We start from the raw sequence: 14,657 nt of genomic DNA on the forward strand, positions 1-14,657 counted from the left end.
GCGAAGTTCCGGGTGTTTCAGGCGGCCAAATCGGCTGATGAGGCCCAGCCCAGCACCACGCGCCGGCTGTTGGCGCTCTTCTTCTCGATCTTGGTGACCACTACCGCCCCGATTTCCGAAGTGTTTGCAACATGCGTGCCGCCGCAGGGCTGGAAGTCGATCTGCGCGTCGCCTTCGCCCGTTCCGCCGATGCGGATGGTGCGCACCGTGCCCGTACCGCGAGGCGGCTGCACGCTCATGCTCTTGACCAGCGCGGGGTTGGCGTCGAGTTCTTCGTCGGTGATGGCGCCCACGGTCAGCGGGTGGGCGGCTTCGACCAGCCTGGCGAGGCCGGCGGTCAGCGCTTCCTTGTCCAGCGGGTCGGTCATGTGAAAGTCGAGCCGTGCGTACTCGGGGGTGATGGAGCAGCCGTTCACCGGCTGCGGCACCAGATGGCACAGGAGATGGGTGGCGGTGTGGAAGCGCATGAGCCGGTGGCGGCGCTCCCAGTCGAGGCGGGCGGTGACGGTGTCGCCGGGCTTCAGCGCGGCCAGCAGCTCGGCTTGCTCGGGGGCCGGCACGTGGACGAATTCATTGGTCGGCAGGCCCTCCGCATCCTTGGCCTTGCGGGTGTCGGCAATGACCAGTTCACGCCCGTCGGCCAGGGCCAGCACGCCGCTGTCTCCAGCCTGCCCGCCGCCCAGCGGATAGAACACGGTGCGGTCCAGCACGATGCCGGTGTCGTCGATGCGCAGCACGCGGGCTTCGCAGGTGCGCAGGTAGGCGTCGGCACGGAACAGGTCGTCGGTCATCCGGCGATGGTAGCGGCGATGCGCAAATGAGGTGCGCCCACGCCAGAAAGCGCCCACGACCGACAACCCCCGGGCCGCCCGGCTGTGGATGATCCGGTGCATGCGGCCCCCGGCCGCGCAAGGACCATGCATGAATGAACCGCAGCAAGCACCCACCCGCACAGTGTTTCCCTGGCAGACGACCGCCCTGGCCCTGGCCGCCGCACTGCTGGTCGCCGGCTGCGGCGAGGCCGCCAAGCTGGCGCCCGAGCTGACCACCGGCCCCCGCCCACAGCTGGCCGAGCCGAACAAGACCCTGATTCCCACCGTCAACGTGGCCCCCGCCGTGGGGTGGACCGACACCGCCTCGCCCACTCCGGCCGAAGGCCTGCAGGTGACGGCGCTGGCACGCGGCCTCGACCACCCGCGCTGGGTCTACACCCTGCCCAACGGCGACATCCTCGTGGCCGAGAGCAACAAGCCGCCCAAGCCCGGCGGCGGCGCCACCGATGGCGGCGATGGCCTCATGGCCAAGATCCGCAACTGGGTCATGGGCAAGGTCATGGGCCGCGCTGGCGCCGGCGTGCCCAGCGCCAACCGCATCACCCTGCTGCGCGACGCCAACGGCGACGGCCTGGCCGAGGTCAGGCAGGTGTTCATGACCAACCTGATGTCGCCCTACGGCATGGCGCTGGTCGGCAACGAACTCTTCATCGCCAATGCCGATGCGCTGGTGAAGGTGCCCTACACAGAGGGCCAGACCTCTATCAGCGCCAACCCCACGCTGGTGACGCCGCTGCCCGCCGGCATCAACCACCACTGGACCAAGAACGTGATCGCCAATGCCGACGGCAGCAAGCTCTACGTGACGGTCGGCTCCAACAGCAACATCGGCGAGAACGGACTCGCGGCCGAAGAGGGCCGCGCCGCCATCTGGGAAGTCGACACCAAGACCGGCGAGAAGCGCCTGTTCGCCAGCGGCCTGCGCAACCCCAACGGCATGGGCTGGGACCCGGACACCAAGGCGCTGTGGACCGTGGTGAACGAGCGAGACGAAATCGGCAGCGACCTCGTGCCCGACTACCTCACCTCGGTGAAAGACGGCGCCTTCTACGGCTGGCCCTGGAGCTACTACGGCGGCATCGTCGATGCGCGCGTGACGCCGCAGAACCCCGAGATGGCGGCCAAGGCCATCGCACCCGACTACGCGCTGGGCTCGCACGTCGCGCCGCTGGGCCTGGCGTTCTCGCGCGCCGGCGGCATGCCCGAGCAGTTCGCCAGCGGCGTCTTCATCGGCGAGCACGGCTCGTGGAACCGCAAGCCCAAGTCGGGCTACAAGGTGGTGTTCGTGCCCTTCATCGGCGGCAAGCCCAGCGGACCGCCGGTCGACGTTCTGACCGGCTTCCTGACGGCCGACGAGAAGGCGCAGGGCCGGCCGGTGGGCGTGGCGCTGGACAAGGGCGGCGCGCTGATCGTGGCGGACGACGTGGGCAACGCCGTGTGGCGTGTGTCGAAGGCGAGGTAACGCTTCTTCAGCGCTGGATCCGGTAGAGGCGGTGCCGGCGCAGCGGATGCCCCTCGGGCACCAGCGGGTGATCGAATGCGCCGGCCACGTCTTCCTTCATGCCGATGCGTTCCATCACCGCTGCCGAGCGAGTGTTGTTCCAGGCGGTGAATGCCACGATCTCGGCGAGCCCGAGCTTTTCGAAGCCGACCTGCAGCGCACCGCGCGCCGCCTCGCTCGCAAACCCCTGGCCCCACCACTTGCGAGCGAAGCGCCAGCCGATCTCGACGCATGGCGAAAACGGCAGGTCGGCCAGCGGCGAGTTCAGCCCGGTAAAGCCCATGAACTCGCCGGACGCCTTGTGCTCCACGGCCCAGAAGCCCCAGCCGTTCCCGGCAATACGCGTCCTGATGCGCTCGACCATCGCATCGCTGTCGGCCCGCGTCGCCAGCGGCAGCAGGAATTCCATCACCTGCGGGTCGCAGGCAAGCGCAAAAAATGGCGCGAGATCGCTCTCGCGCCATTGGCGCATCCGCAGGCGTTCGGTTTCGAATTCGATGATGAGGCGAGGACGGGCAGCGTTATCGGTCATGCGACCGATTGTGCTGACTCAGAACCCCGCCAGCACCACCTTGCCCTGCGCCTTGCCGCTTTCGACCAGCGCATGTGCACGCTGAAGGTTCGCGGCGTTGATGGTGCCGAAGCTCGCGTTCGCCGTCGTGCGGATCCGGCCCGCGTCGACCAGCGCCGCCACTTCCGCCAGCAGCGCGCCCTGCTCGGCGATGTCCGGCGTCTCGAAGCGCGAGCGCGCGAACATCATTTCCCAGTGCAGCGAGATGCACTTGGTCTTCAGCGGCATCGCGTCGAGCACCTTCATGTCGTCGATCACCGCCAGCTGGCCCTGGGGCTTGAGGCTTTCGATGATCTGCGCGTAGTGCTGCTCGGTCTGCGTGAGGCTGGCGACCATGTCGACTTCGCCGATGCCGGCCGCCTTGAGCTCGGCCGCGAGCGGCTTCGAATGGTCGATGACCACGTGTGCGCCCAACTCCAGGCACCACGCGCGCGTTTCGGCACGCGAGGCGGTGGCGACGATGCGCAGCTTGGTGAGCTGGCGCGCCAGCTGGATGAGGATGGAGCCCACGCCGCCCGCGCCACCAGTAATCAGAAGCGTCTGGCCTTCGCCGCCGCCAGCACTACCGGTTTTGGGCACCTGCAGGCGGTCGAACAGCAGCTCGTACGCGGTGATGGTGGTCAGCGGCAGCGCGGCGGCCTGTGCGTCGTCCAGGCTCTTCGGCGCGATGGCGGCGATGCGCTCGTCCACCGCGTGCAGCTCGGCATTCGCGCCCGGCCGGATGATCGAGCCCGCGTAGTACACGCGGTCGCCCACCTTGAAGTTCTTCACGCCGCTGCCGATGGCCTCGACCGTGCCGACGGCGTCCCAGCCCAGCACCTTGGCCTGGCCGGCCTCGGGCGCGGCGTTCTTGCGGACCTTGGTGTCCACCGGGTTGACCGACACCGCCTTCACGCGCACCAGCAGGTCGCGGGGGCCCGCCACGGGGGCGGGCAGCTCGATGTCCTGCAGCGATTCGGGGTTGTCGATGGGGAGGGGCTGGTAATAGCCGACGGCTTTCATGACGGGAACCTTTCAGTAACGATGCCTCGAATGTAGGATCGCAAGACCGGTTTGATAAGGTGGCTCAAACCAGCAACACTTTCAAATGAAGATTGAAAATCTCTCCGACCTGCAGGTGCTGGTGCACACGGCGCGCGGCGGCACGCTCACGGCGGCGGCGCATGCGCTGGGCATCACGCCCGCGGCCGCCAGCGCCACGCTCAAGAGGCTGGAGGCCCAGCTCGGCGCGCGCCTGTTCGAGCGCTCCACCCGCGCCATGCGCCTCACGCCGCAGGGCCAGACGCTGCTCGACTACGCGGTGCGTGCGTTCGAGCTGCTGGACGAGGGCGAATCGCTGGTCACGGCCGACCGCGGCGAGCTGGTCGGCACGCTGCGCGTGGCCTCGCCGTCCGATCTCACGCGCAGCACGCTGCTGCCGTGGTTCGACGAATTCCTGGCGCTGCACCCCGGCGTGCAGTTGTCGCTTTCGGTGGGCGACCGCCCGCTGGACGTGATGCGAGACGAGGTCGACGTGGCGCTGCGCTACGGCGCGCTGGCCGATTCGCGGCTGGTGGCGCGGCCCTTCGCCCTGACCAACCCGGTGCTCACCGCCTCGCCCGATTACCTGCGCCGCAATTCCGCGCCGAAGGTGCCGCAAGACCTTGTGCACCACAACTGCCTGACCTTCAATCGCTCGGGGCGGCGGCATCGCGTGTGGCGGTTTGCGCAGAACGGGCAGTGGACCGAGGTGCGGGTGAATGGCAACCGCAGCGTGGACGATGCCTCGCTGGCGCGTGAATGGGCTGTGGCGGGGTATGGCGTGACGCTCAAGTCGGCGCTAGATGTGCGGAACGACATTCGCGAAGGCCGTCTGGTACGGCTGCTGCCTGATTGGGAGACCGAGCCTTATCCGCTGCACGCGTTGCTGCCGAGTGGGCGCTTTGTGCCGGCGCGGGTAAGGGCGTTTGTTGATTTTCTTGGGTTGAAGTTTGAGGGGTTGTTGGCGCTGGGGTGAGGTTTTTTCCCGAGGCCGGGACTCGCCCCGGCGGGCGACCTACTTTTCTTTGCTTCGCCAAAGAAAAGTAGGCAAAAGAAAGGCGACCCCACTGTCTGCGACCCCTTCGCGTAGCGAAGGGGCAACCTGCGGTGCTCGCGTTTCGCGGGGTCTCGCCCAAACTCGCTTCGCTCAGACAAGGGCGAGCCCTGATCCGCGAAACGCTGCGCTCCTCGGCGCAGCCAGAGGGGAGGGGGAGACGGGCGGGCCTTTGCTTCGCTCGGCCTCAGATCATGGGGGTGACGGCGCCGTCCATTGCCACGATGGCGCCGGTCACGTAGCTCGCCTTTGGCGATGCCAGGAATACGACCGTGTTGGCGATCTCTTCGGGCGTTGCGATACGGCCCAGCGGCAAGCGGGCCTTGGCGCGCTGCAGTGCTTCGTCGGTGCCGATGCCTTGCAGTTTCGCGTCGGCCTTCATGCCTTCCTGCAGCCGCTCGGTCAGCGTGAGTCCGGGGTTCACCGCGTTCACGCGCACGCCCTTGGCGGCGTAGGCAGCGGCCATGCCGGCGCTCACCAGCATCAGCGCCGCATTGGCCGCGCCGCCGGCCATGTGCACGGGGCTCGCGACTTTGCCGCCCTGGCCGATCACGTTGACGATGGCGCCGCGGCCGCGTTGGCCCATGCGCTTCACGACCGGGTCGATCATGTGGATGTAGGTGAAGTACTTCGCGTCCATCGCGTCGTGCCACGACGCGGCGGTCAGATCGTCTGGCGGGGTGCGGCGCGCGGCGCCGGCCGAGTTGACTAGCACGTCGACCGCACCGAAGGCTTTCTCTGCCGCATCGAGCGCGGCCACTGCGCTGGCCGGGTCCTTGAGGTCGGCCGCATGCACGGAGACCCGGCCTTCGGCCTGCGCGAAGGTCTCGATCAGCGTCTTGCGGCCCTGCTCCAGGTTGGCGATGTCGCGTGACACGAGGCTCACGCGCGCGCCTTCGCGCAAAAAGCCCAGTGCGCAGGCCAGGCCGATGCCCTTGCTGCCGCCGGTGATGAGTACGTGCTGGTCCTGGAGCTGGAGGTCCATGAAAGAGTCCTTGCCGTGATGAGTGGTGTGAGGCGGCGATTGAAGCATCGCCGCGAAACCCCTGCACGGACGCGGCTGTGCCCCTCAGCGCCGCGCGGCCGCGCGCTGCAGCGGTTCGGGCTCCAGCGCGCCCGGCGCGGTGTCGGTGGCGTCGCGCAGGTGGCCGTTGTTGTCGTGGTGCACCAGCAGCTGCCGCGTGCGCTGCCAGGCCGACAGCCGCGCGGGCGGCACCTCGATGTACGAAGCCAGCGCGAACAGCGACGACTGCTCCTGCTCCGGCGGGGCCTCGCGCCGGTGCTGGCGGCGGCGCCACGGCGCCATCATCAGCATCGACACCAGGATCACGCCGATCACCACCGCATACAGGCCCAGCAGGTGCAGCACCTCGGGTTGCGAGCGCGCGCCCAGCACATAGGGCCACGCATACCAGACCGCGCAGAACCAGATCGCGATGGTGATGGCCGGGCGCAGCACGCGCAGCCACAGGTACATGGCCAGCGTGCGCTGCCGCGAGCGGCCGCTGCCGAACGCGCGCAGCGAGATGCGCGCGGCGTCGATGATCGGTTCGTCCACCGCGGGCTGCCCCCAGGAGCGCTGGCGGCTCGGCGGCGGTTTGTCGTCGTGCGGTCGGCTGTGGGCATGGGTCTCAAGGTGCATCGGAAACTCCTCGGTCAGGGCTCGTCCACACCGCGCGCTTGCCGCGGCGTCGTATCAGAGCGTTGGGAAGGGCGACGACGGTGCTCGCCATCGTGATGGTCCAGAAAGCGATCGGATACCAGATCGTTCCGGCGAAATAGCGCATCAGGTCGCGGTCGTAGCGGCGGTCGATCCACAGGCTCAGCAGCATCTGCAGGATGCAGGTCATGGCCAGCAGCGTGCCCTGCCAGTGCGGCAGCAATGCCGAGTGCCAGGACGAGTCGGCCGGCAGGAACGGCCGCACCAGGCTGACGAGCAGCACCCCGGCCATCGCATAGGCCCAGACCACGCTCGTCATGTACTCGAAGTAGATGAGCCACATGCGCCAGTGGCGCGGCCGCAGGATCTTCGAGGTGTAGCGCAGCATGGTCTGGATGCCGCCGACGGCCCAGCGCAGGCGCTGCTTCCAGAGACCGCGCAAGGTCTCGGGCATCAAGATCCAGCACAGCGCGCGCGGCTCGAAGCGCAGCTGCCAGCCGCCGAGCTGGAGCTTCCAGCTCATGTCGATGTCCTCGGTGAGCACGTCGGGGCTCCAGAAACCCACTTCCAGCACGGCGCGGCGGCGGAACATGGCAATCACGCCCGACACAGTGAACAGCGTGCCCACCAGCTGCTGCGATCGCTTGATGAGCCCGATGATCGAAGAGAACTCGCCCACCTGCATGCGCCCCAGCAGCGTGGTGCGGGTGCGGATGCGCGGGTTGCCCGTGACCGCGCCGATGCGCTCCGACGCCAGCATCGGCTGCAGCATCCACGCAATGGCGTCCTCGTCGATCAGCGCGTCGCCGTCGATGCCCAGGATGTATTCGCCGCGCGCGAGCTGGCAGGCGGTGTTGAGCCCGACGGCCTTGCCCTGGTTGCTTGCGTTGTGGATCACGCGCAGGCGGCCGTACTCCTTCGTCATCTCGTCGAGCAGCTCGCCGGTGCCGTCGGTGCTGCCGTCGTTCACGGCAATGACCTCGTAGTGCGGGTAGCGCGTGCGCATCAGCTGCTCGATCACCTCGCGCAGGTGCGGCGCTTCGTTGAAGCATGGCACCACCACCGTGACCAGCGGGTGCGAGGGCAGCAGGGTGAGCGGGTTCACGTCGACGTCGCGCTTGCGCTCGAACACCCACGCATGCGAGAGGCCGCCCGCCATCCACACATAGGCCATGAAGAACGGGTAGTAGAAGACGAAGCCGAACAGCAGCGTGGGCAGCGTCTGCGCGAGGAACTGTGTGGTGGTCATGGCGACCGTTCTCCTGGCGCGGCTTGCGCGGGCTGTGCGGGAGTTTCCGCGGCGGAAGGCGTGCGCAATGCGCGCGGCAGCAGCGTGCGCACCGAGATCGCGCGGCGCACGGTCTCCAGCGATGGCTGGTTATCGAGGAAGTCGTCGGGGTAGTAGCCCAGGTGGCGCACGCCGGCGCGCTGCAGCAGCGTCCACTGGCGCGCGAGCTCCGCGTCGGGCACGGGCTTGCCGGTGCGCCAGTCGCGCGCCTGCAGCTCGAACACCGTGCCGTCGAGGCCACGCGGCGTGTCAGCCACGCGACGCGCGAGCCGGCCCAGCCACGCGTCCGCATCGGTCTCGCGCTCCATGCGTGGCATTGCCATCAACGCGACGTAGTCGTAGGCGGCGAGCGAGGCTTCGTAGTTCTGCGCGAACCACTGCTCGGCCTGGGGCTCCAGCACCGGGCGCGCGTAGAGATTGCGCGCAGTTTCCAGCGCGGGCCGCCAGGCTCCCACGCGCGCGGCGAGTTCCTGCGTGAAGGCGATCAGGTAGCGCGTCTTGGCGGTGGTCCAGCGCGCCATCAGCTCGGGGTTCGCGCGGATCGCGGCCACGTCGGCCGGCAGGCCCCATTGCGCATAGGTGGCCAGCGCGGCGGGGCTCGCGTCCTCGTCGTCGGACAGGGTCGCGTCGTCGTGGAACAGCAGGCCTTCGAAGAAGGCGTGGCTGCCAAGGTCTTCGTAGATGTCGCCGACCAGCGCGCGCACCGCGGGGTCGAAGGGTGTGAGCCGGTGGTAGCGGTCGGCCGGCATCGCGCCGCCTTGCGCCGCCACCGTGTGCGTGGCGAGCGGGTTCGAGGCCGGCAGCCGGAAGGCCGTTACCGGCATCCACGCGTAGACCTTCACGCCGGTGCGGCTGCGCAGTTGCCACGCAGCGCGGCCGAACAGGTCGGCGCGCACCGGCAGGTGGCGGTTGGGAAAGTACAGCGCGTCGGCCACGCCGTCGCCGTCGGGGTCGGCGTACGCCTGCAGGAACACCGAGCGCGGGCGCACGGCGGCCACGCGGTCGATCAGCGCCGAGAGGTTGCGCTCCTGCTGGGCCGGGTCGGGGTCGTACACGTAGTCGAGGTCGACGTGCATCACGCGGTTGATGGGCCGCACCTCGCCGCCCACGGGGCTGCGCAGCAACTGCGCGTATTCGGGCGCCTCGTTGTCGTAGGCAGCGAGCGCACGGCGGATGCGCGAGAGCGGCACGGCGGGCGTGTTCGAGCCGTCGTCCAGCGTGAAGGTGATGGGCATGCCCGCGCGCGCAGAGGCTTTCAGCGCCGCGTCGTTGTAGGCGCCGTAGGGCCACACCATGGCGCGCACCTTCGCGCCAGTGCGTTTCTCGATGAGCTCGCGGCTGCGGCGCAGGTCGGTCTCGATGCGCCGCGCGTAGGCGGCGTCGTCCTCGTAGCGGCCGGTCTTCGGGTCGTAGCGGTGCGTGGCCGCGGCCGGCAGCATGTTGCCCTGCGGGTTGGCGAGGATGCCGGTGTGCATTGCGTCGGTATGGCTCGCGAACTCGACGAGGCCCGAGCGCGCCATCTCGGCGGCTTCGCTCCACAGCAGGAAGTCTTCGCGCGGCGCGGGCTTGTCGCCCCAGTGCACCTGCTGGCCTTGGGGCACTTCGAGCCAGCTGGTCACCAGCGCCATCAGCGCGGGGTAGTTGTAGCGCTTGAGCAGCGGAAACACCTTGGTGTAGGCGCTGCGGTAGCCGTCGTCGAAGGTCAGCAGCACGGGCCTGGGCGGCAGCGGCTTGCCGCCGGCGCGCGCGTCGACGATCTGCTGCAGGCTCACTGGGTGGTAGCCGCTGTATTGCAGCCAGGCGAACACTTCGGCGAAGGTGCGCTCGTCCACGGCAGTCTCGTCGGGCGAGGTCTCGAAGCTCGCACGCACGTTGGTGCGCACGTCGTGGAAGGAGATCACGCGAAAGCTCAGGCCGTCGTCGGGGTCGGCGCTCGGCAGCGGCTGTGCGAGGGCCGGCAGGCAGAGCGCCAGCAGCAGCCATGGCAGGGCTGCGCGCAGGAAGGTGAAAGGGTTCTTCGTCGTTCTTCGCATCACGGCAGGGGCGTCGAGAGGTTCAGGAAGACGCCGCGCTGTCGTTCGCGCACGCCGTCGTAGGGATGGCTGGAAATGCTCAGGCCGTAGCGCAGCGCGAGTCTGGGGCCGAGGTTCCAGCGGTGCTCGTAGCGCAGGGTCCACATCGGGCCGCTGCCGAAGCCGGCCTGCCGGTAGCTGCCACCGCCGAGCTCCACGGCCTGGAAGAACTGGCGGTCGTCGCGCTTCCAGTTGAGCCATTGCGCGCGCACGCTGAGTTGCACGCTGCTGTCGCTCGAGGGGTTGAAGTAGGGCGCGGTGTCGATGGCGCGGCCGCGGCTGGCGTCGGCGCCAAGCTTCGTCTCGAGCTGGAAGCCCGGAGTGCTGACCCAGCGCTCGCTCCAGCCAATGTCGAAGCCGTTGCGCAGGTTGCCGTCGCTGAAGTCCAGCTGCTGCCACTTCAGGTCGAAGCGGCGCGACTCGTTCACCACATAGCCCACGCTCGCGCCGGCTTCGCGCGCGCCGATGCCGGCCACGCGCGCCTTCCACGGCAGCTCCTTGCTGTCGCCGTCATAGGTGGCCGACAGCCGCCACGCGTCGCCCGCGCGGTAGTCGAGCCGGCCGGCCACGCTGTTGCGGTAGGGGCCGCTGTTGGCGTGCTGCAGCGCGCCTTCGGCCAGCCAGCGGCCGCGCTGCCAGCCCAGGCCGAGGCCGCCGCGCGCCCAGTTGGCGTTGCCGATGTTGGTGACGCCGCGGCCCAGCGACTGGTCGTAGAACACGCGCCACTGGTCGTCGATGAGGCCGGAGCTGAGCCGGCTGTCGATGCGCCACTCGCGGCTGGCGATGGCCGCGCCGCCGGAGGAGGCTTCGGCGTCCACGTCGAGCCGCGGGCCGACCTGGGCGCGGCGCTTGCGCTCCATGTCGCGCACCTGCACCGCGTCCGGCAGGTCGGCCGCGAGCGATTCGGCGCGCCGGCGGGCTTCGGCGAATTCGCCGGCATCGAGCAGGGCCTCGACGTGGCCGGTGCGCGCGCCGATGTCGTAGGGCGAGTCGGCCGCCAGCGCCTCGAAGCGCGCGAGCGCGGCTTCGGGGTGTTCACGCAGGCGCTCGGTGAGGGCCGCGCCGTAGGCATAGCCCGGGTTGAGCGGCGCTTCGCGCGTCAGCACCGAGAAGCTTTGCTGCGCCAGCGTCGGCCGGTCTGTGTAGAGCTGCGTCAGGCCGCGCAGGCCGCTCACGTCGGTGTACTCGCCGTTGGGGCGGCCGGCTTCGGGCGTGAGGCGCAGCAGGGCGGGCGTGCCGTGCTCCAGCCGCTGCAGCAGCGCCTCGGCGTCCTCGAAGCGGCCTGTGTCCTGGTAGGCGTAGAGCAATCCGAAGTAGAGCGGGTCGGGCGTCTGCAGCTCGGCGCCGCCGCGTGCCACGGCCGCCTCGTAGACCGGCACGGCCTCGGCCGAGCGGCGCTCCTGCGCGAGGGCGCGTGCCGCGGCCCCGAGGCCGTAGAAGGGCAGCTCCATGCCAGTGGCGCGCGCCGTGTCGTAGAGCGCGATGGCGTCGGCCGGGCGGCCGCTTTCGACCAGCGCCAGCAGGCGGTCGGACAGCAGGCGCACGCGCACGGTGCGCCATGCATCGGCGTCGCTGGAGTCCGCCTTCAGGGCCGCGGCATCGGCCCGTGCCATCGCGGCCTCCTGGTCGGCGAGCACGCGGTCGAGCGCGACGAGGCGCTCCGCGCCAAGTCGCTGGTCGCGCGCCTGGATCGCCCAGCGCAGCCGCTGCGCCAGCGCCTCCTGCTGCAGGGTCGAGAGCGCCAGCGGCGAGAAGCTGCCCGGCGCGGCACGCTCCGCCGCCTCTGCGTCTTCGAAGGCGCTCGATCCGGCGCCGGCGCTGGCGAGCAGGAAGTCGGCCTCGCGGCGGATGTCGCGGCGTTCGGGCCGCAGCGCGCCGGCCTCGGTGTAGGCAGCGAGTGCCTGCAGCGGGTCTTTCGCCGCGCGCGCCAGGGCGGCACGCAGCTCCAGCAGCGCGACGCGGTCTTCGATCTGCGTGGGCGCCGGCTGCGACAGCGCGCGGTACAGCGCCTGCGCGCCCGCGACGTCGCCGCTGTCGATGCGCCACCAGGCTTCGTGCAGGCGCGGCTCGCGCGCTCCGGGTTGCCGGGCGCGCCAGACGGCCACGGCCTCGCCCTGCAGGGCGAGCTCATGGGTGCGCCGCGCGGCCAGCGCGAGCGGGCCCAGGGCGTAGTCGCTCAGCTTCGACGGTGCGAACTGGCGGCCCAGCGCCACGGCTTCGGCGAACTGGCCGTCGCCCGCGGCGATCGCGATGGCATCGGAAGCCACGCGCTGGCGGGCGTCGTCGCCGATGGGCGCCGCAAGCCAGGCCTTCAATTGCTGGAGCGCTTGGGTCGCGGTAACGCGGCCTTCGCGCCGCGCGACGATCAGCGCATCGTGCTGCCGGACGTCGTAGGTCGTGGCGGCGATAGCGGCAGACGGCTGCGCGAGCACTGCGGGCGTGACGAGGGCCAGTGCGCAGGCTGCTAGAGGTGGAAATCCTTGTGATGTATGTGCAAGGCGATGAGACAACGAGCAGGCGAGCGCAGCTTTGCGCCCGGCCATGACCGTGCCTCCAGCTTTTTTCTGGATGAACACTCTGCTCCCTTGAATTCGGACGGCGGTTTCCGGCGACCGAAGCCGCAGCGAAAAACGGGTCGCCGGCGTATGTGACAGGCCGGCAACCTTGAAAACTCACTTGGGAATCACTCTAGAGAGGATCATTAACAATGGCAAACCAAAGTGTCACGAACTGGTTGTATGTGTGAACAGATTCGCGTTTTTGGCGTCCCCGTCGTTTACTTTTGTGGTCCGGAAGCCATCGATGCCGGCTCGCGACCGGCCTAAGATCGCGCGATGAACGCTGCTACCCAGGCCCCTTCGCCTTCGCTACTTCCCCGCTTCTGGTCCCGCCTCACCACGCGCGACTTCGCGTCGCTCGATGCGGCAACCACCGTCGCGGTGCTGCCGCTGGGCGCGACCGAGCAGCACGGCCCACACCTGCCGCTGGGCGTGGATACGGTGCTGGCAGACGGCATCGTCGCCGCGTCGTTGCCCCTGCTGCCGGCCGAGCTACCGGTGCTCTTCCTGCCGACCCAGCAGATCGGCCTGAGCCCCGAGCACGCGCGCTTCGCGGGCACGCTCACGCTGTCGGCCGAGACTTTGATCCGCCTGTGGAACGAGATCGGCGCGGGCGTGGCACGCGCGGGCGTGAAGAAGCTGGTGCTGTTCAATGCGCACGGCGGTCATGTGGGCGCGATGGACATCGTGGCGCGCGAGCTGCGCGCGGCGCACGGGCTCATCGTCTACAGCGTGAGCTGGTTCAACCTGCCGCTGGGCGACGCGGGCACGCAGTTCAGCGTGCAGGAGCACCGCTTCGGCGTGCACGCGGGCGAGATCGAGACTTCGATGATGCTGGCGCTGACGCCGCAACTCGTGCGCATGGGCGAGGCGCAGGATTTCCGCTCGACCTCCGAGCAACGCGCGGCCGACTACGCCATCCTGGGCAACGGCAAGAGTGCCAAGCTCGGCTGGGCCATGGAGGACTACAACGCCCACGGTGCCGCCGGCAACGCGGCTGCCGCCACGGCGGAGCATGGCCAGGCGGTGATCGATGCGGCGGCGAGGCAACTGGCGCTGCTGCTGGCAGAGGTGTCGCGGCTGCCGCTTAGCACGGCAAATACCGGCCCGCTGCCCTGAACCCGGCTCAGGCAGCGCTGCGCGCAAGCACGCCCGCGTACATGCCTGTATCGACATTGCCCCCGCTCACGCACACACCCACCGTCTTGCCGCGCCAGCGTTCCTGCTGCTGGAGCGCGGCCGCCAGTGCGGCTGCGCCGGCCCCCTCGGCCACGTTGTGCGTGTCGCTGAAGAGGATGCGCATGGCCTCGGCGATCTCGTCATCGGTGACGGTGACAACGTCGTCGGCTTCGCGCAGGATCACTTCGACCGATTCGGGCACCGGGACGCGGCAGGCCATGCCGTCGGCCAGCCGCGTGGTGACGGGCGACTCGACGGGCTTGCCTGCGCGGAAGGAATCGCGATACGCCGTGGCATGCGCCGACACCACGCCGATGAGCTTGGTCGACACACCGCAATGCGCGCGCGCTGCAGCCGCGGCGGCAAAGCCGGAGCCCAGGCCGATGGGCACGAACAGCACGTCCGGCGGCGCGTCTTTCAACGCGTCGAAGAACTCCACATACGCAGTCGACACGCCGCGCACCAGTTCGCGGTGGAACGAAGGCACGCGATGCAAGCCGTCACGCTCTGCCAGCTCGGCTGCGTGCTCGGAGGCGGCCTGGAAGTCGTCGCCATGCTCTACCAGCGTGACGCCGAGCGCTCGCATCGCGGCGTTCTTCTCGGTCGAATTGCCGTGCGGCACCACGATGGTCGCGGCCAGCCCGTGGCGCCGCGTGGCGAAGCCGACCGACTGGCCGTGGTTGCCGCGCGTGGCGCTGATGGCGTGGCGTACTCCGGGCCGCTCGCGCGCCAGGGTTTCGAAGTAGGTCAGGCCGCCGCGAATCTTGAAGGCGCCGGCCGGCGTGTGGTTCTCGTGCTTGGCCCACACGGTGGCGCCCAGGCGCTGCGAAAGCAACGGCCAGGCGTACTGCGGCGTGGGTGGCATGGCCGCATGCACGGTGCGCTGCGCGGCTTCGATCTCTTCGCGGGTGAACTTCACGG

Annotated in this window: 12 protein-coding genes; 3 read left to right on the forward strand and 9 right to left on the reverse strand. The window is 69.5% G+C overall.

Features of this window, described 5'->3' with window-relative positions; all coding sequences use genetic code 11:
• Positions 1–17: 17 nt before the first annotated feature.
• A complete protein-coding gene (locus ACZYSP_RS30325) occupies positions 18–791 on the reverse strand; it encodes an alanyl-tRNA editing protein (protein ID WP_093057227.1) in 774 nt (257 codons plus the stop codon).
• Positions 792–921: 130 nt separating this feature from the next.
• Here ACZYSP_RS30325 and ACZYSP_RS30330 point away from each other — a divergent pair, with 130 nt between their 5' ends.
• A complete protein-coding gene (locus tag ACZYSP_RS30330) occupies positions 922–2,295 on the forward strand; it encodes a PQQ-dependent sugar dehydrogenase (protein WP_093079255.1) in 1,374 nt (457 codons plus the stop codon).
• A 7-nt stretch (positions 2,296–2,302) separates the two neighbouring features.
• Here ACZYSP_RS30330 and ACZYSP_RS30335 read toward each other — a convergent pair whose 3' ends face one another.
• Both ACZYSP_RS30335 and ACZYSP_RS30340 read right to left on the reverse strand, forming a co-directional pair.
• Positions 2,303–2,866: a GNAT family N-acetyltransferase gene (locus tag ACZYSP_RS30335; RefSeq protein WP_093079252.1), complete on the reverse strand. Its 564-nt coding sequence runs from the start codon at positions 2,864–2,866 to the stop codon at positions 2,303–2,305.
• Between the two features lie 18 nt (positions 2,867–2,884).
• Complete coding sequence (locus ACZYSP_RS30340; RefSeq protein WP_093079250.1) at positions 2,885–3,907, reverse strand: zinc-binding alcohol dehydrogenase family protein; 1,023 nt, start codon at positions 3,905–3,907, stop codon at positions 2,885–2,887.
• Between the two features lie 85 nt (positions 3,908–3,992).
• Between ACZYSP_RS30340 and ACZYSP_RS30345 the strand changes: the two genes are divergently transcribed.
• A complete protein-coding gene (locus ACZYSP_RS30345) occupies positions 3,993–4,901 on the forward strand; it encodes a LysR family transcriptional regulator (RefSeq protein WP_093079248.1) in 909 nt (302 codons plus the stop codon).
• Between the two features lie 265 nt (positions 4,902–5,166).
• On the opposite strand, the gene ACZYSP_RS30350 is transcribed toward ACZYSP_RS30345, so the two are convergent.
• The 5 genes from ACZYSP_RS30350 to pgaA all read right to left on the reverse strand — a co-directional run bounded on the left by ACZYSP_RS30350 (position 5,167) and on the right by pgaA (position 12,431).
• The gene (locus tag ACZYSP_RS30350; protein ID WP_093057232.1) at positions 5,167–5,964 is read right to left on the reverse strand and encodes an SDR family oxidoreductase; all 798 of its coding nucleotides are present in this window, start codon (positions 5,962–5,964) and stop codon (positions 5,167–5,169) included.
• 84 nt (positions 5,965–6,048) lie between these two features.
• Entirely contained in the window at positions 6,049–6,621 is a 573-nt protein-coding gene (pgaD, locus tag ACZYSP_RS30355; RefSeq protein ID WP_093079245.1) for a poly-beta-1,6-N-acetyl-D-glucosamine biosynthesis protein PgaD, read from the reverse strand.
• Positions 6,611–7,888, reverse strand: a complete 1,278-nt coding sequence (pgaC, locus tag ACZYSP_RS30360) for a poly-beta-1,6-N-acetyl-D-glucosamine synthase (RefSeq protein ID WP_093057234.1) — start codon at positions 7,886–7,888, stop codon at positions 6,611–6,613. Before pgaC ends, pgaD begins: the two co-directional genes overlap by 11 nt.
• On the reverse strand, positions 7,885–9,960 hold the full coding sequence (pgaB, locus tag ACZYSP_RS30365; RefSeq protein WP_093079243.1) for a poly-beta-1,6-N-acetyl-D-glucosamine N-deacetylase PgaB: 2,076 nt from the start codon (positions 9,958–9,960) through the stop codon (positions 7,885–7,887). Before pgaB ends, pgaC begins: the two co-directional genes overlap by 4 nt.
• Positions 9,960–12,431 (reverse strand): poly-beta-1,6 N-acetyl-D-glucosamine export porin PgaA, encoded by a 2,472-nt coding sequence (pgaA, locus tag ACZYSP_RS30370; protein WP_489018180.1) that lies wholly within the window; start codon positions 12,429–12,431, stop codon positions 9,960–9,962. The genes pgaB and pgaA overlap by 1 nt, the downstream gene beginning before the upstream one ends.
• Before the next feature lie 402 nt (positions 12,432–12,833).
• Here pgaA and ACZYSP_RS30375 point away from each other — a divergent pair, with 402 nt between their 5' ends.
• Entirely contained in the window at positions 12,834–13,676 is an 843-nt protein-coding gene (locus ACZYSP_RS30375; protein ID WP_093079238.1) for a creatininase family protein, read from the forward strand.
• Between the two features lie 7 nt (positions 13,677–13,683).
• On the opposite strand, the gene ACZYSP_RS30380 is transcribed toward ACZYSP_RS30375, so the two are convergent.
• Positions 13,684–14,655: a threonine dehydratase gene (locus ACZYSP_RS30380; protein WP_093079235.1), complete on the reverse strand. Its 972-nt coding sequence runs from the start codon at positions 14,653–14,655 to the stop codon at positions 13,684–13,686.
• Positions 14,656–14,657 lie beyond the last annotated feature (2 nt).

The organism is Variovorax sp. F042 (genome assembly GCF_057814215.1).